A 16,871-nucleotide genomic window follows, 5' to 3' on the forward strand; every position below is an offset into this window, starting at 1 on the left:
CCGGTCAGCTGGCCGGCCCCAAGGAGTACCCCATGACCGTTAAAGCCCTGTTCGAGCCCTTCCGCCTGGGAAACCTGGAACTCCCGACCCGCGTGGTGATGGCACCGATGACCCGTTCTTTCTCGCCGGGTGGCGTGCCCAATGCCAAGGTGGTCGAGTACTACCGTCGTCGCGCCGCTGGCGGCGTCGGCCTGATCGTCACCGAGGGCACCACCGTCGGCCACAAGGCCTCCAACGGCTACCCGCACGTGCCGCGCTTCTACGGTGAAGACGCCCTGGCCGGCTGGAAGCAGGTGGTGGATGCCGTGCACGCCGAAGGCGGCAAGATCGTTCCGCAGCTGTGGCACGTGGGTAACGTGCGCAAGGCCGGCACCGAGCCGGACGCCAGCGTGCCGGGCTTTGGCCCGAGCGAGAAGGTCAAGGAAGGCAATGTCGTGGTCCACGGCATGACCAAGCAGGACATCGCCGAGGTGATCGCCGCCTTCGCCCAGGCCGCCCTGGATGCCAAGACCATCGGCATGGACGGCGTGGAGATCCACGGCGCCCACGGTTATCTGATCGACCAGTTCTTCTGGGAAGGCAGCAACAAGCGCACCGACGAATACGGTGGCGACCTGGCCCAGCGTTCGCGCTTTGCCATCGAGCTGATCCAGGCTGTGCGCGCCGCCGTCGGCCCGGACTTCCCGATCATCTTCCGCTTCTCCCAGTGGAAGCAGCAGGACTACACCGCACGCCTGGTGCAGAGCGCCGAGGAGCTGGGTGCTTTCCTCAAGCCGCTGAGCGACGCCGGTGTGGACATCTTCCACTGCTCGACCCGCCGCTTCTGGGAGCCGGAGTTCGAAGGCTCCGACCTCAACCTGGCCGGCTGGACCCGCCAGCTCACCGGCAAGCCGACCATCACCGTGGGCAGCGTCGGCCTGGACGGCGAGTTCCTGCAGTTCATGGTCAACACCGACAAGGTGGCCGAGCCGGCCAGCCTGGAAAACCTGCTGGAGCGTCTGAACAAGCAGGAGTTCGACCTGGTAGCCGTAGGCCGTGCCCTGCTGGTCGACCCGGACTGGGCCGTGAAGGTACGCGACAACCGCGAACAGGACATCCTGCCGTTCAGCCGCGATGCGCTGAAACAGCTGGTCTGATCACCCGCTTTACCCCCGGTCCGCCTTGGCGGACCGCTTCCAGCCCCGGTACACCGGGGCTTTTTTATGCCTGCCTGGCCTGCAGCAGGTGTTCCTCGAACTGCTCGACGATGGCCGGCCAGCCCTGCTTGCCGGCGTGCTGGCGAGCGTTCAGGCGTACCCGGCGGAACATCTCGCCGTCCTCCAGCAGCCAGCGTGCAGTCTCGATGAAAGCCTGCTCGTCGCCCGGCGTGGCGAGGGCGCCGTTGTGCCCGTGGCGGATGTGCTGGGCGGCTGCCGCCTGGTCGAAAGCCACTACTGCCAGGCCCGAGGCCAGGGCTTCCAGCACCACGTTGCCAAAGGTCTCGGACAGGCTGGGGAAGAGGAACAGGTCGCCACTGGCATAGTGTTCGGCCAGCGCATCGCCACGCTGTACACCGCAGAACAGTGCATCCGGCAGCTGCTCCTGCAGTTGTGCACGCAGTGGGCCGTCGCCCACCAGCACCAGGCGCAGGCGCCGTTGCGGCAGGCTGCGCTGCAATGCGCGGAAGGCGCGGACCAGCAGCTGCAGGTTCTTCTCCGCGGCCAGGCGGCCAACGTGAACTACCGCGATCTCGTCCTCGCCCATGCCCCAGGTGGCGCGCAGCTCGCTCGAGCGGCGCGCCGGATGGAACAGCTGGCCGTCGACGCCGCGTGCCAACAGCTCCAGACGCTCGAAACCACGGCGCTGCAATTCCAGGCGCTGGCTGGGGCTGGGCACCAGAGTCACGCGCGAGCGATTGTGGAACCAGCGCAGGTAGCCGGTCAGCAAGCGGGTCAGCAGGCTGAAGCCGTAGAGGTCGCTGTACTGCTGGAAATTAGTGTGGAAGCCGCTGACCACCGGAATGCCCAGGCGCCGCGCGGCGCGTAAAGCGGACAATCCCAACGGACCTTCGGTGGCGATATACAGCACATCTGGACGGTTGCGCTTCCAGCGTCGCAGCAGCTTGTGCAACGAGGAGTGACCCCACTGCAGCCCGGCATAACCGGGCAACGGCCAGCCGCGGGTCAGCAGCAGTTCCTCGTCGCTACGGTTCGGCTCGTCGGCCTGGCGCGGGCGCACCAGCTGCAGCCGATGGCCGCGCTCGCGCAGGCCCTGGCACAAACGGCCGAGGGTGTTGGCCACGCCGTTGACTTCGGGCGGGAAGGTCTCGCTGACCAGGGCGATATGCAGGCTTGTGACATTCATGGCACCAGTCTGGTGGGGCCGCATGTAGCGCCAGTGACACTGCGATGACGGCTGCGTGACGGCGCCCGGTAACTATGCTGCAGGTGGACAAGGAGCGAGCAACTGCCTGTGCGCCGCGCGCTGCGGGTGCTTCTAGAGGAAGAGGGGAATTGGCTGATCGGTGAGTGCACCTACCTGCAGGCAGTCAAGGGCATGTGCGTTTCCCCGGAAGCGGCTTTACCGCTGATCCGCACCGTGCAGGTCGAGGAACTGGGCGACAAGAACGGCAAGGAGCTGCGCCTCTAGCAGTCCTTCGTTAGCGTCACCTTCCGGCCATAAGCGGCCAATCATCGCATCACCGATAGCTAACCAAGTCTTACCTCTCCTTTTGCTACGGGAGTGCATGAATACCCCGGATCCCCATAAGCAGGTACTGCCCTACGTCCATTGATGGGGGTTAGCCGATGCCGAAGGTCTTGCGCAAACCCGCATCGACCGGGCCCATCGGCATGAAGCGGCGCAGCTTTCTCAGCAAAGTGGCTTCGCCCTTGGGCGTACGCCGCATTTTCCAGGCCCCCAGAGCGGCCTCGACAATGGTCGCGGCGACCCCATCGGGCAGAGGCGCCTTCTGCACGTTCTTCTGAATGGCCTGGGAAACGATGCTGCGCTCGCTGGCGTAGGCCGCAATCCTGGCGGTCGTCTCGGGCGCATTGATGTCCAGGTTGGTCCTGGTGAAGGACGGTTCGACCAGCGTGACGCGGATGCCGAACCTGCGCACCTCGTGATCCAGTGTCTCGGATAGCCCCTCCACGGCATGCTTGGAGGCCGAATAGAGCCCCATATAGGGCGCGGGGAGAAAGCCCAGCACTGAGCTGACGTTGACGATGCGCCCGGCGCCCTGCTCGCGCATATGCGGCAGTACCGCCTGGGTGGTGCGCAGGATGCCCAGGACGTTGGTGTCGAACAGCGCCTGGGCCTCGGCGATCGAGGTTTCCTCCGTCGCGCCGAGCAGGGTCACTCCCGCGCTGTTGACCAGCACATCGATGCGTTCGGCCCGGGCGATGATCGCCTGGATTCCCTGCCTGACCGAGGCGTCGTCACGGACATCCATCTCGACCAGCTCGACACCGGGTATCGGCTGCGTCGTTGCCGGGTTGCGCACGGTGCCGAATACCCGGCAACCGCGTTTGGCAAATTGCTCTGCGGCGGCGCGACCTATGCCCGACGACACGCCGGTCACGACAACGCTGGAGTTCGACATGGCAATTCCTCTCGATGAATGGGATGGGGGTTTCATGCAGGCTGCGCCTCCATGAGTGGCTCATGACTGACGGGGCGGATGCCGAACCAGATGGCATACATGGCCGGCAGGAACACCAGGGTTAGGACGGTGCCGGCGAAGGTGCCGCCGATCAGGGTGTAGGCGAGCGTGCCCCAGAACACGGAATGAGTGAGCGGGATGAACGCCAGGATCGCCGCCAGCGCGGTGAGGATCACCGGCCGGGCGCGCTGCACGGTGGCCTCGACCACCGCGCGGAACGGATCGAGGCCGGCCTGTTCGTTGTGGCGGATCTGCCCGATCAGGATCAGCGTGTTGCGCATCAGGATGCCCGACAGCGCGATTAAGCCGACCAGCGCGTTGATGCCGAACGGCTGCTGGAACAGGATCAGCGTGGGCACCACGCCGATCAGCCCCAGCGGGCTGGTCAGGAATACCATGACCATGGCGGAGATCGAACGCACCTGCAGGATGATGATGATCAGGGTGGCGGCCAGCATGATCGGGAACAGCGGCAGCATGGCCTTGCTCGCCTTGCCCGACTCCTCGATGGAGCCCGCCTGCGCGATGCGATAGCCGCTCGGCAGCTTCGCCATGATGGGTTGCAGCTGCTGGCTGATGGCCGTCGACACGTCCGGCGGCTGCAGGCCCTCGGCGATGTCGCCGCGCACGGTGATGGTCGGCACGCGGTCGCGCCAGCGCATGATCGGTTCCTCCATGCGCACCTCCACCTCGCCGACCTGCGACAAGGGGATGCGTTGCCCGTCGGCGCCGGCCAGGGTGAAGTCCATGACCCGGGACGGATCGAAGCGGATGTCCCCGGCCGCGCGGGCCATCACCTGCACCGTGCGGATGTCCTCGCGCACGGCGGTGATGGGCACGCCGCTGAGCAGGAACTGCAGTTGCTGGGCGACGGCACTGGAAGTCAGCCCCACGGCCTGCAGGCGATCCTGCTGCAGGCTGAAGTGCAGCGTGGGCACGCGGGTACCCCAGTCCGTGTTGACCGTGCGCATCAGCGGGCTGGCGTCCATCACCTGCTGCACCTCGGCGGCGATCTCGCGCAGCCTGTCCGGGTTCGGCCCGCTGATCCGGTAGGCGACCGGGTATGGCGAGTAGGGGCCGAACACCAGCTGGGTGACCCGCACCTGCGCCTCGCTGGCCAGGCCCTCGGCGATCGCCTGGCGCAGCCGGTGCTTCAAGGCCTCGCGCTCGTCCTGGTTGTCGGTGCGCACGACTATCTTGGCGAACGAGGGATCGGGCAGTTCTGGCCCCATGGCCATGAAGAAACGCGGCGCGCCCTGGCCGATATAGGCGGTGACTATCCTGGCCTCTTCCTGCTGGGCCAGCCAGGCCTCGACCTTCTCCGCGGCGGCGCTGGTCTGGGCGATGGAAGTGCCGTAGGGCATCTGCACCTCGACCAGCACCTCGGGGCGGTCGGAGATGGGGAAAAACTGCTTCTTGACCAGGCTCATGCCGAGTATCGCCGCGACGAAAAGGCCGACCACCGAGCCGGCGACCAGCCACTTGCGGGCGATGACGCGGCCCAGCAGCTGACGAAAACGGTTGTAGCGCGGGGTGTCGTAGATCGCGTCGTGGCCGCCTTCGACCTTCTTGAGGTCAGGTAGCAGCTTGACGCCGAAGTAGGGGGTGAACACCACCGCGACCAGCCAGGAGGCGATCAACGCGATGCCGACGATCCAGAACATGTTGCTGGTGTATTCGCCGGCGGTGGAACGGGCGAAGCCATTGGGCATGAAGCCAACGGCGGTGACCAGGGTGCCGGAGAGCATCGGCGCAGCGGTGTGGCTCCAGGCATAGGCGGAGGCCTGTACGCGGCTGTAGCCTTCCTCCATCTTCACCACCATCATCTCGATGGCGATGATGGCGTCGTCCACCAGCAGCCCCAGCGCCAGGATCAGCGAGCCCAGGGTGATGCGGTCGAAGTTCTTGCCGGTCGCCGCCATCACCACGAAAACCATCGCCAGCGTCAGCGGCACGGCCACCGCGACCACCACACCCACCCGCCAGCCCATGCTGACAAAGCTCACCAGCATGACCACCAGCAGCGCGACGAAGAACTTGACCATGAACTCGTCGACCGAAGCGCTGATGTTGACGGCCTGATCGGTAACCTTGGTCAGGCTCATGCCCAGCGGCAGCTCGGCGTTGATCGCACCCACCTCGTCGCCCAGAGCCTTGCCCAGGTCGAGGCCGTTCCAGCCCTCGCGCATGACGATGCCCAGCAGCAGGGCCGGCTCGCCACCGTTGCGGATCAGGAAGGTCGCCGGGTCTTCGTAGCCGCGGGTTACCCTGGCGACATCCGACAGCTTCAGCGTGCGGCCCTGCGCCACCACCGGGGTGTCGCGGATCTTCTGCAACTCATCGAAGGCGCCGTCCAGGCGCAGGAATACCTGCGGCCCCCGGGTTTCCACGGAACCGGCCGGGGTCAGGGCGTTCTGCCCGTTGAGCGCGGCGAACACCTCCTGCGGGCCGATGCCCAGGGTGGCCAGGCGCTCGTGGGAGAACTCGACGAAGATGCGCTCGGCCTGCTCGCCGATGATGTTGACCTTCTTCACCCCCGGCACGTGCAGCAGCCGTTGGCGCAGCGTCTCGGCGTCGCGCACCAGCAGGCGCTGCGGCTCGCCCTTGGCCTTGAGCGCGAACAGGGCGAAGGTGACGTCGGAGTATTCGTCGTTGAGCAGCGGGCCGATCACGCCTGCAGGAAGCGTCTTCGCCTCGTCGCCGATCTTCTTGCGCGCCTGGTAGAACTGCTCCGGTACTTCAGCAGGCGGCGTGGTGTCGAGCAGGCTCAAGGTTGTGAAGGCCAGGCCGGGCCTGGTGTAGGTCTCGCTGCGGTCGTACCAGCGCAGTTCCTGCAGGCGCTTGTCGAGCTTCTCGGCTACCTGGTCCTGCATCTCCTGGGCCGTGGCCCCGGGCCAGGCGGTCACTATGGTCATCACCTTGACGGTGAAGGCCGGGTCTTCCGCCCGCCCCAGCTTGAAGAAGGCGATAAGCCCGGCCAGCGTGATCAGGCAGACCAGGAACAGGGTGATCGAGCGCTCGCGTACGGCGAGTGCCGACAGGTTGAAACGACCTTCGCTCATCGCCGGCCTTCCTCGACTGCCGCGACGGCAGGCTGGTCGGCCACCCGCACTTGCTGACCTTCGCGCAGCAGGTGTGCGCCCAGCGCGACGACCGGCTCGCCTGGCTGGAGCGGGCCGGTGATGCGTGCGTGTTCGTCATCCAGGTGCTGCACCACGACCGGCAGCCAGGATACCTGCGCCGGTTCGCCCCGAATGATCCACACTCCCGGGCCCTTGCCAGCGTCGTACAGCGCACCGATTGGCACCTGCAGGTCGCCCGACCCATGCGCCTGGCCATTGGCGATCTGCAAGGTGATGGTGGTGCCCAGCGGCGCGTTGGCCAGTTCGCCATCCAGTACGTAGCGCGCCTCGAAGGTACGGGTCAGGCGGTCGGCGACGTCCGAGAGCTGGCGCAGGTGGGTCGCAACGCTGATGTCGTCCTTGCCGAAGAGCGTGGCCTGGGCGCTGGAGCCGACGGCGGGGCGCAGGGTTTCCGGCAGCTGCACAACGGCTTCCCGGGGGCCGGCATGCGCCAGCCGCACCACGGGCTGGCCGGCACCGACCACCTGGCCGGGTTCGGCCAGCGTTTCCATGACGATGCCGTCGGCATCGGCCAGCAGCTCGGCATAGCGCGTCGCATTGCGCGCGACCTCGGCCTGGGCCTCGGCCGCACTGAGCTGCGCCCGGGCCGTATCCGCCGCCGCCTTGTACTGATCGTAGGCAGACGCCGATACCGCGCCGGTGCCGCGCAAGGCTCGGTAGCGCGCCTCGTCGTCGATGGCCTGCTGCGCCCGCGCTCGCGCGGCGGCGACCGCTTCGCGCTGCGCATGGGCGGCGAGCTTCAGGTCGACGGGGTCGAGGCGCAGCAGCACCTGGCCGCGCCTGACCGACTGGCCGGTATCCACCAGCCGCTCCAGGACCTTGCCGGATACACGAAAGCCCAGGTCGCTCTGGACCTTGGCCGCGACTATGCCAGTGAATGAACGTGGTGCGGGGGCCGCCGACCGGGTAATGGCGACCCGCACCAGCGGCGCCTCAGTGCGTGGATCGGATGGCGCTTGATCGCCGCAGGCGACCAGCGCAAACGGCACCATGCCGATGAGAGTGGACAGAAGGAGGCTGCGGCGAGACATGAGGAACCCATCGCGAAGTCATAGGGAGCCTCATTTTGTATCCAGTGACTAATTTAGTCAATCGTCACAATTGTCATGGCGACAGGCTGCGCAGTATCAGGCTGGACAGCAGAAGCGGTGCCTCGTCGGTGTAATCGAGGCCGTGCTGCAGGAGCAATGGGTTGAGATAGGGGCGCATGACCAGGTGGATTGCCATGGCCGCCTCATCCAGCGGGGTCTTGCGCTCGAAGTCGCCGCTCTGCCGGCCTTGCTGCAGGATGTCCAGGATTAGCTCCCGAATGCGCCCTTCATAGTCGCGCGCCGCCTGCCAGCGTTCGGTGGCCGCCGAGGCGGCAATTTCGTAGAGCTTGCGATCCTGAAAGAACAGTCGCAGGCTCGATTCCACCAGCGCCTTGAAGATGCGTCGCAGCTTCTCCGGCGGGTGCTCGACCGCAGCGACGGCGGCCCTGACCTCGGCCTCGATCTGGCTCAGGCAATTGGCGCAGATGGCCTCGCCGATGGCCTGCTTGGACTCGAAGAACTTGTAGATATAGGCCTTGGAAAACCCGATGGCCTTGGCCAGATCGGAGACCGTGGTCTTTTCGTAGCCATAGCGGCTGAAGTGCTCGGTAGCCGCGACCACGATCTGATCACGTACCTCGTGATCCACCGGGCCGCGAGCTGTCACTTTGGGGGAGGGGGTCTTGTTCATGGGGCATAGCCTACAGAGCGGTTGAGATATGAACAATAAGTGACCAATATGGATTTTAGTCACGATTCATCCTATCCCCAGCCTTCTCGGAAGAATATGCCCGGCCCCTCATCGTACTGATCGGCGCCAGTCCCGTGGCAAGCTGCTCGGCCAGCCCCCCCCAATACCCGTCCCGATCTTGCCGTGAGCTGGGCTGCAGCGTTCGCTCAGGACCGTTACGACGGCAAGATATCTGCGGAAGTGGGATATGTGATTCGCCTCTAACGGGTGAGGAAGATAGCGACAGCATTGAGTTGTTATCGATCGATGTTCGATAGCAAACAGCGGTTGCTTCTGGCCGATTCTGGCCAGAGATAGCAGCTTGAAGGAGTCTACGAATCTATGGTCGCTTCAGGCTACGATGCTGAGCACTTGCGCCGGTACTGCGACAGTTAATCGGACGCAGCCTGTGATTCCGCTGAGGACCCTGAAGCGCAAACCCAAGCCTGGCCAAGCTGCCCCGGAGCAATTAAATGCTCATCCACCCGCGTGGTCGCTGCGACCGTGCGCGGCGACGAACATGGCTACGGCTGACCGGCAATAGGATTCGATTTCGTTTTCGTCCTCTGCTCTCGCCTGATCGAAGCGGGCGATCATCAGTAGATCGGACCCTTTGAAGAGCGCGGCAAACAAGCGGGCGGCTTGGAGGGGATCGGGCACGTTGAGAAGCGCCTTCGCGTGAAGTTGGCGCAACAGGGCCTCGATGCCCGCGATGACATGGACGGCGCCGGCTTCGTAGTGGAGCTTGCTCAGGGAGTTTTGACTCGCTTTATCGGCCATGACCATGGCTTCGATACTGCTGACGTCTGGTCTCAACAGCGTGCGCAGAAGTGACGTGCCCACCGCCATAAGTTGGTCTTCGACCGAACCTTCGGCACCTTCAAGCAGGGCCTGTGGTGCAAACGACTGCTGGCAGCCGGCCGCGATGGCTGCACTGAACAGCGCCTCCTTGTTCTCGAAGCGCCTATAGATGCTGAGCTTGGATATCTTCGCCCGCTGGGCGACCTTGTCCAACGTCGTCGCTTGAAAACCCAATTCCACAAAAAGCTCGCTCGCGGCGTCGAGTATCGTTTGGGCAAGCGCCTCGTTGGTGGGCCGGCCGCGCCGACCCTGTATGGCTTCGGTCATGATATTGGTACTTTACAGTATCTTAATTTAAGATATACGATACCATTCAGTATCTTAAATTTGCAATCCAAAGGCTAGGTTACAACCTGCCCTCCAGCGGAGACCATCACCATGAATGACGTCATCATCATCGGCGGAAGTTTTGCTGGTCTCGCCGCCGCTTTGCAGCTCGGCCGTGCCCGCCGCAAAGTCATCGTTCTCGATACCAGCCGGCCGCGTAACCGCTTTGCCGGCCATTCGCATGGTCTGCTCGGTCACGATCACACGCCGCCGCTGGACATCCTGGCCGCGGCGCGGCAGCAGTTGGCGCGCTATCCAACGGTCAGGCTGGTAAATGCCCGGGCGGAGAAAATTTCTGGCGTAATCGACGATTTCAGCGTTGTCACTGACGATCACGACAGCCTAAGGGCCCGCCGCGTGATCCTGAGCTATGGTGTCGCCGACCAGATGCCTGATGTTCCAGGCTTTGCCGAGAGCTGGGGCACGTCCATCGTCCCCTGCCCCTATTGCGACGGCTTTGAATCCGCCGGCCTGCATTGGGGCCTCGTGTGGTCCGGCCCGCAATCGCACAACCAGGTCAGGCTGTTCCTCGATTGGACCGACAGGTTGACTGTCTTTGCCGATGGTCACGACATTGCGCCTGATATCGAGGCCGATCTGGCGCACCGCAACATACCTGTCGTCGACGGGCGGATCGTCGAGATCGCCCATCACCAGGGGCATATCGCTACCGTCAATCTCGACACTGGCTCCACCGTCGCGGTCGACATCCTGTTTGCTCACCCGCGCAACAAGCCGTCCGCAAACCTGCATGAATCGCTGGGCCTTGCCACGATGGATACGCCCACCGGCGTCCTCCTCAAGGTCGACGAACGCCGCCAAACCAGCACACCCGGCATCTACGCCGCCGGCGATCTCACCACGCCCATATTGCCTTCGGTCACCCAGGCATCAGCGCAGGGCGCGATGGCAGGTATTTTCGCCCAGCAGTCGATGCTGGCTTGAGCGCATAGATAGGAGATGACATGGCCGTCGAACCGGACAGCGCTGGGGTGCGCTTCCCTCCGCCCTTCATCTATCTGGGAGCGCTGCTGTTGGGGCTGGCGGCGGATTGGTTCCTCGCCCTGAGCAACTTCGGCATCGACCGGTGGTTGCTGGTCGCGACGGGTGCGCTGCTGTTCGCTGCCGGCGCGGCGACGATGCCTGCGGCGGTGGGGCTGTTCCGGCGCCTGGGCACCCACGTTCCGCCGTCGCGACCAACGACCCTCATCGCAACGACCGGCCCTTATCGGTGGACCCGCAATCCCATGTATCTCGGCATGGCGCTTGTCTATGCCGGCATTGCGGTTGGCTTCGACGGACCGATAGCCCTCGCTTTGCTTCCGTTGGTGCTGATGGTGATCCAGAGGCAGGTGATCGCTCGCGAGGAGCGCTATCTCGAAGCGAAGTTCGGCGACGACTACCGCCGCTACAAGGCCGAGGTTCGCCGCTGGCTCTGACTATATCCGCAGCTTCCGCCTGCGGGATCTTCTGATAACCAACACCGACTTTCTTGCCGCGGCTACTGAATGGGCTCTGATTTCGTAGATAACCAAGGGCCGCTTCTGGCCGGAAACAGACCTTCACCTACTTCCCCACTAGCGGACAGTCGGCAGGGCAGGTCAGGGATAAGCTGCCTGCCAGCGTGCTGTCAGGCTCTCAGCCTGCACAGGCGTTGCATCCATACGAATCAGTCCCAGCTGCAGCGCCTGCTCGGTGCTCAGGCGGCCCTTCTGCAGGGCCAGCAGCGTGCCTTCGCCGGTGATCAGTACCGCGTCGCCAAGCGCAGGGCCTGGCAGGTGCGGGGTGAGTTTCAGCTGCTCGCCGTCTGCCGTGAAACGCGCCCATAGGCCGGACTCCACCAGTAGCAGGCTGAAGCTGTCGGCCCGTGCTTGGGCGGCGAGGGTATTGCGCAGCTTGCCGAGCATGTTCAGGGCGCGGCGCATGCCGAAGCCGCCGGGCAGCGGCCCGGGTCTGGCCAGCGCCTTGTCCTGGTAGGCCTGGTGCAGGGCCAGGGCCACGTCCAGCGAACCGGGGTGGGCCTGGGTCAGGTCCATGGCCATGCCGTCGTAGCCGCAGGCGCGGCTCGCCGGGCTGGTGCCGGCGAGCAGCAGTGCCAGCGTCCCGGCGACTATCGACGAGGCTCTCATGGGGTGGCGATGTTGAACCAGAAGTCGAACTTGTCGAGCAGGCCCATGAACTCGCCGAAGGCCTGCGGGCGGCCGTCGAACTTAAGTTCGCCGGAGGCGACCTTCTGCTCCAGTGTGGCGTTGCCCAGCTGGATGTCTTCCAGGGTGGTCTTGTTCATGGTCAGGCCGACGTCGGCGTTGGCGTTCAGCTTCGGCTCGTAGGTCAGCACGCCATTTTCCACGGTCAACGCGTAGTCCTTGCCGAGGTCGCTGAAGCGGTAGTTGAGCACCAGCTTCTTGCCCGCGGCGCGCTCGCCGTTGAGGCGCACGGCCAAGTAGTCGAAGAGCATCTCCGGGGTCATGGCGCGGATCACGTCCGGGCTGGCGGTAACGGTGCCGCCACCCTGCGGCAGGCCATTGCGCAGCTCGAAGGCACCCTGCAGATACATCGAGCGCCAAGGGCCGGATTCGGCCTGGTAGCCCAACTGCTCGAAGGTATCGGCCAGCAGGTTTTTCGCCGCCGCGTTGTCCGGCTCGGCGAACACCACGTGCTTGGTCGCCTCGGCCACCCAGCGGTACTCGCCCTTGGCGAAGTCGGCCTTGGCCTTCTCCAGCACGGCAGCGGAGCCGCCCATGTATTCGACGTATTTCTTCGCCGCCGCTTGCGGTGGAAGCTTGTCGAGGTTGGCCGGGTTGGCGTCGTACCAGCCCAGGTAGCGCTGGTAGATGGCCTTGGCGTTGAACTTGAGGGTGCCGTACACGCCGCGCCCCGGCCAGAAGGATTCCAGCTCCGGTGGCAGCTTGATGGTCTCGGCGATTTCCTCGGCGTTGAGGCCCTGGTTCATCAGGCGCACGGACTGGTCGTGGATGTACTTGTAGATGGCGCGCTGCTTCTTCAGGTAGTCGACGATCTGCGGCTGGCCCCACAGCGGCCAGTGGTGGCTCTGGAACTTGACCACGCTCTTGTCGCCGTACAGGGCGATGGCCTCGCCGATGTACTTGGACCACTGCAGCGCATCGCGCACCTGCGCGCCGCGCGGGGTGAGCACGTTGTGCATGTTGTTGGTGGTGTTCTCGGCCATCCACAGGGCCTTGGTGGCCGGGAAGTAGGTGTGCATCTCCACCGGCGCCTCGGTGCCCGGGGTCATCTGGAACACCATCTGCACGCCATCGACGGTCAGCTCCTGGCCGGTCTTCTCGACCTCCTCGGTGGGCTGGATCAGGGTGGCGGTGCCGGTGGACACGGTCATGCCCATGCCGGCGTTGACGCCGCCCTGGGCATTGCGCGGCAGCATGGCGCCGAACTGGTACACGGCGCGACGGGCCATGGCATTGCCGGCGATCACGTTCTCGCTCACCGCATGGTCGGTAAAGCCCTTGGGCGCGATGATGCGCACCTTGCCGGCCTTGACGTCGGCCTCGTCGACTATGCCGCGCACGCCACCGAAGTGGTCGAGGTGCGAGTGGCTGTAGATCACCGCAACCACTGGCTTCTGGCCCAGGTTGGCGCTGACCAGCTCATAGGCGGCCTTGGCGGTTTCCGCGCTGATCAGCGGGTCGAATACGATCCAGCCGGTCTTGCCTTCGACGAAGGTGATGTTGGAAACGTCGTAGCCGCGCACCTGGTAGATGCCTTCGGTGACGCGGAACAGGCCGTATTCCATGCTCAGCTGGGCGTGGCGCCACAGGCTGGGGTTGACGCTGACCGGCGCCGGTTTGTCTGCGGCGATGTACTGCTTGTAGCTTTCCAGGTCCCACACCACCTTGCCGGTGGCATCCTTGATGGTCAGGGTCTCCGGCTTGGCGATGAAACCGCGCTGGGCGTTCTCGAAGTCCTGCTTGTCGGCGAACGGCAACTGGTTCAGCACGGCCTGGTTGGCCGCTGTGGTCGCGGCGCTGGCGGGCTGGGTCGGGACAGGGCTGGCCTGGGCGGTGGCGCTGGCGAGCAGCGCGCTGGTCAGGCCGGCGGCGCAGAGCCGCTGTAGGGAACGACGCATTGGATGAGTCCTCTTGTTGTTGTCGGGTGGGGAGTGGATCAGCCCTGGGCGATCCACTCGGCGGCGCGCTCGGCGACCATGATCGAGGGGGCGTTGGTGTTGCCGCCGACCAGCGTCGGCATCACCGAGGCGTCGACCACGCGCAGGCCGGCGATGCCGTGTACGCGCAGCTGGCTGTCCACCACCGCGGCTTCGTCAGTGCCCATCTTGCAGGTGCCGATCGGGTGGTAGATGGAGTCGGTGCGGCGGCGTAGCAGCTCGATCAGTTGCTCGTCGCTGTCGAGGCCGGCGCTGAACACATCACGCAGGCCGAAACGCGCCATGGGCGCCTGGGCGACGATCTCGCGGGCCATGCGATAGCCCTTGAGCAGGGTCTGCACATCGTCGTCGTGACCGAGGAAGTTCGGGTCGATGCGCGGCGCGGCGGCCGGGTCGGCCGACTGCAGGCCGACGCTGCCGATGCTCTTGGGGCGCAGCACGCAGACGTGGCAGCTGAATCCATGCCCCCAGTGTAGTTTGCGGTTGTGGTCGTCGAGCAGGCTGACCACCGAATGCAGCTGCACGTCCGGGCGCGTCAGGGCCGCGTCGGTCTTGAGGAAGCCGCCGGCCTCGGCGAAGTTGCTCGCCAGCGGGCCGCGTTTGCGCGCCATGTACTGGGCCAGCGCGGAACCCATCTTCAGGCTGCCGCCCAGCGAGTAGCCGAGCAGCGAGTTGTCGCTGCTCTTGTAGCCGAGAATCACGTCCGGATGGTCCTGCAGGTTCTGCCCGACGCCCGGTAGCTCGTGCTGCACGGCGATGCCGTGGGGCTTGAGGTCGGCCTCGGCACCGATGCCGGAGAGCATCAGCAGTTGCGGGCTGCCGAAGGCGCCGGCGCTGAGCAGCACTTCCTTGCGTGCCTTCAGCGCGGTCGAGCGGCCCTTGTGGCGCACTTGCACGCCGGTGGCCTGCTTGCCCTGCAGCAGGATGCGCTCGGCATGCGCACCGGTGAGCACGGTGAGGTTCTTGCGCTGCTCACGAATCGGCTTGAGGAAGGCGGTGGCGGTGCTCCAGCGGCGGCCGTCGCGGATGGTCACGTCGTACTGGCCGACACCTTCCTGCTCGGCGCCGTTGAAGTCGGCGTTGTAGCGGTGGCCGGCTTTTTGTCCGGCTTCTACGAAGGCATGGCTGGCGGCGTGGGCCTCGATCTGGCCGACGTACAGCTCGCCTTCGCCGCCATGGAATTCGCTGGCGCCCAGGTGGTGCATCTGGCTCTTACGGAAGTACGGCAGCACATCCTTGAACGACCAGCCATCGTTGCCCAGGTTGGCCCAGTCGTCGTAGTCGCTGTGGTGGCCGCGGATGTAGATCATGCCGTTGATCGAGCTGCTGCCGCCGAGTGCTTTGCCGCGTGGCTGGTAGCCGATGCGGCCGCCCAGGCCGGGCTGCGGCACGGTGTTGAAGGCCCAGTTGACGTGGCGGGTCGGCAGGATGGCGGCCACCCCGGCTGGTGCATGGATCAGCGGCGACCAGTCCTGCGGGCCGGCTTCGAGCAGGCACACGGAAACGGCGGGGTCGGCACTCAGGCGGTTGGCCAGGACGCAGCCGGCCGAACCGGCACCAATGATGATGTAGTCGAATTCCATGAGGGGCTCCGAAGCGATGGAGTGGTGTTCGGATTCTTGGTGGAACCGACGAGCTAAGATTGATCTTTGACGACTGATATTTGATTCTTGGCGACATGGAACCCTTTATCAGAACCACCTCCTTCGGCGGCTTTCGCGAGCTGGTCAGCCAGTTGGGCCACGACCCGCTGCCTTTTCTGGAACGCTTTCGCGTGCGCCCGGAACTGCTCGACGACGAGGATGCGCGGGTGCCGTTCCGCTCGCTGGTGGGGCTGCTGGAGACGGTGGCCGACGAGCTGCACTGCCCGGACTTCGGCCTGCGCATGGCCGAGTACCAGCACCTCAGCGTGCTCGGCCCGATTGCGCTGATCGCCTGCAACTCGGCCAGCGTCGGCCAGGCCCTGGCGGAGATCGTGCGCTTCATCGGCTACCACAGCTCCGGCATCCAGCTCGATCTCGACCTCAGCGAGCCGCGGGCGCCGTGCCTGGTCATCGAGCTGCGCCTGCCGGGGCCGCAGAGGCAGATGGCGGAACTGGCCATGGGCGTGGCGCATAACACCATGAAGCTGCTCTGCGGCCCGACCTTCAGCGCCCAGGTGGTGCTGCTGTCCGGCGGCAGCCCACTGCCCCAGGCGCGCTACCGGCGCTATTTCGCCAGCGAGGTGTACCTGGGCCAGGCGCGCAACGCGCTGGTGATCAGCGAGCGCCAGCTGGGTCAACGCATCGAGCGGCAGGACCCGGCCCTGCACCGCACCTTGGTGCAGTACCTCAGCCATATCCACTTGCAGGGCTCTTCCGATCTGCTGGAGCAGGTGCGCCGTCTGGTGCTGCGCCTGTTGCCGACCCAGCAGTGCCGCCTGCCGCTGATCGCCGAGCAGCTCGGCCTGCACGAGCGCAGCCTGCAGCGCCAGCTGGCCGAGCTGGGGCACCGGTTCGACGAATTGGTCGAGGGAATTCGCCGCGAGCGCGCCGATTTCTACCTGGCCGAGCGCGACATCCCCATGTCGCAGATCGCCGGCATGCTCGGCTACAGCGAGCAGAGCGTGTTTAATCGCGGTTGCCGGCGCTGGTTCGGCATGACGCCGGGCGAGCGCCGCCGCCTGCTGCTGGAGCAGCGCCGCGGCTAGCCAGCCAGGCCCAGCTCCTTGGCCCGCGCCACCGCCTGGGTGCGACGCTCAACGCCGAGCTTGAAGTTGATGCGCTGGGCGTGGGTCTTCACCGTGTGCAGGGAGATGAACAGGCTCTCGGCGATCTGTTGGTTGGAGTAGCCCTGGGCGATCAGCTTGAGCACGTCCAGCTCGCGGCGGCTGAGCAGGGCGCTCGGCGCGCCGTCGTCGGTGCCGGCGCTTTCGGCGATCCAGCGCATCATCGCCGGGTTGCGCTGGGCGAAGGCGCGCTCGACGCTGGCCAGGCCCATCTGCCGGGCCAGC

General features: G+C 65.4%; 14 protein-coding genes and 1 pseudogene. 5 read left to right on the top strand and 10 right to left on the bottom strand.

From position 1 onward, the window contains the following. The first annotated feature begins 32 nt into the window (after positions 1 to 32). A complete protein-coding gene (locus IB232_RS01570) occupies positions 33 to 1,136 on the top strand; it encodes an NADH:flavin oxidoreductase (RefSeq protein WP_192396809.1) in 1,104 nt (367 codons plus the stop codon). A 64-nt stretch (positions 1,137 to 1,200) separates the two neighbouring features. Here IB232_RS01570 and IB232_RS01575 read toward each other — a convergent pair whose 3' ends face one another. Then, a complete protein-coding gene (locus tag IB232_RS01575; RefSeq protein WP_192396810.1) occupies positions 1,201 to 2,343 on the bottom strand; it encodes a glycosyltransferase family 4 protein in 1,143 nt (380 codons plus the stop codon). A gap of 108 nt (positions 2,344 to 2,451) precedes the next feature. On the opposite strand from IB232_RS01575, the gene IB232_RS01580 reads away from it, so the two are divergent. After that, the gene (locus tag IB232_RS01580) at positions 2,452 to 2,628 is read left to right on the top strand and encodes a hypothetical protein (protein ID WP_192396811.1); all 177 of its coding nucleotides are present in this window, start codon (positions 2,452 to 2,454) and stop codon (positions 2,626 to 2,628) included. Positions 2,629 to 2,779: 151 nt separating this feature from the next. Here the strand turns inward: IB232_RS01580 and IB232_RS01585 are convergent, their stop codons facing one another. From IB232_RS01585 to IB232_RS01605, 5 genes are all read right to left on the bottom strand, one after another. Continuing rightward, positions 2,780 to 3,583 carry an oxidoreductase gene (locus IB232_RS01585; protein ID WP_192396812.1) on the bottom strand — a complete coding sequence of 268 codons (804 nt, stop codon included), beginning with the start codon at positions 3,581 to 3,583 and terminating at the stop codon, positions 2,780 to 2,782. A 32-nt stretch (positions 3,584 to 3,615) separates the two neighbouring features. Further along, a complete protein-coding gene (locus tag IB232_RS01590) occupies positions 3,616 to 6,705 on the bottom strand; it encodes an efflux RND transporter permease subunit (protein ID WP_192396813.1) in 3,090 nt (1,029 codons plus the stop codon). Then, complete coding sequence (locus IB232_RS01595) at positions 6,702 to 7,817, bottom strand: efflux RND transporter periplasmic adaptor subunit (protein WP_192396814.1); 1,116 nt, start codon at positions 7,815 to 7,817, stop codon at positions 6,702 to 6,704. The genes IB232_RS01590 and IB232_RS01595 overlap by 4 nt, the downstream gene beginning before the upstream one ends. Positions 7,818 to 7,890: 73 nt before the next feature. Beyond that, positions 7,891 to 8,508 (bottom strand): TetR/AcrR family transcriptional regulator, encoded by a 618-nt coding sequence (locus tag IB232_RS01600; RefSeq protein ID WP_192396815.1) that lies wholly within the window; start codon positions 8,506 to 8,508, stop codon positions 7,891 to 7,893. Between the two features lie 516 nt (positions 8,509 to 9,024). After that, positions 9,025 to 9,675 carry a TetR/AcrR family transcriptional regulator gene (locus IB232_RS01605; RefSeq protein ID WP_192396816.1) on the bottom strand — a complete coding sequence of 217 codons (651 nt, stop codon included), beginning with the start codon at positions 9,673 to 9,675 and terminating at the stop codon, positions 9,025 to 9,027. 111 nt (positions 9,676 to 9,786) lie between these two features. Between IB232_RS01605 and IB232_RS01610 the strand changes: the two genes are divergently transcribed. Both IB232_RS01610 and IB232_RS01615 read left to right on the top strand, forming a co-directional pair. Continuing rightward, on the top strand, positions 9,787 to 10,680 hold the full coding sequence (locus IB232_RS01610) for an NAD(P)/FAD-dependent oxidoreductase (protein WP_192396817.1): 894 nt from the start codon (positions 9,787 to 9,789) through the stop codon (positions 10,678 to 10,680). Positions 10,681 to 10,700: 20 nt separating this feature from the next. Next, positions 10,701 to 11,174, top strand: coding sequence for a methyltransferase family protein (locus IB232_RS01615; protein WP_192396818.1), 474 nt, complete (start codon positions 10,701 to 10,703; stop codon positions 11,172 to 11,174). A 162-nt stretch (positions 11,175 to 11,336) separates the two neighbouring features. Here the strand turns inward: IB232_RS01615 and IB232_RS01620 are convergent, their stop codons facing one another. Genes IB232_RS01620 through IB232_RS01630 form a run of 3 tightly spaced genes read right to left on the bottom strand, consistent with a single transcriptional unit; the run spans position 11,337 to position 15,462 of the window. Next, a complete protein-coding gene (locus tag IB232_RS01620) occupies positions 11,337 to 11,864 on the bottom strand; it encodes a hypothetical protein (RefSeq protein WP_192396819.1) in 528 nt (175 codons plus the stop codon). Next, a complete protein-coding gene (locus tag IB232_RS01625) occupies positions 11,861 to 13,840 on the bottom strand; it encodes an alkyl/aryl-sulfatase (RefSeq protein WP_192396820.1) in 1,980 nt (659 codons plus the stop codon). Before IB232_RS01625 ends, IB232_RS01620 begins: the two co-directional genes overlap by 4 nt. A gap of 38 nt (positions 13,841 to 13,878) precedes the next feature. Then, on the bottom strand, positions 13,879 to 15,462 hold the full coding sequence (locus IB232_RS01630; RefSeq protein WP_192396821.1) for a GMC family oxidoreductase: 1,584 nt from the start codon (positions 15,460 to 15,462) through the stop codon (positions 13,879 to 13,881). Between the two features lie 95 nt (positions 15,463 to 15,557). Between IB232_RS01630 and IB232_RS01635 the strand changes: the two genes are divergently transcribed. Beyond that, on the top strand, positions 15,558 to 16,568 hold the full coding sequence (locus IB232_RS01635) for an AraC family transcriptional regulator (RefSeq protein ID WP_192396822.1): 1,011 nt from the start codon (positions 15,558 to 15,560) through the stop codon (positions 16,566 to 16,568). Here the strand turns inward: IB232_RS01635 and IB232_RS23845 are convergent. Then, a pseudogene (locus tag IB232_RS23845) lies at positions 16,565 to 16,753 on the bottom strand (response regulator transcription factor); the annotation flags it as partial. The gene IB232_RS01635 and the pseudogene IB232_RS23845 sit on opposite strands and share 4 nt — an antisense overlap. Positions 16,754 to 16,871 lie beyond the last annotated feature (118 nt).

This window comes from Pseudomonas sp. PDM15 (genome assembly GCF_014851565.1).
Classification (GTDB): domain Bacteria; phylum Pseudomonadota; class Gammaproteobacteria; order Pseudomonadales; family Pseudomonadaceae; genus Aquipseudomonas.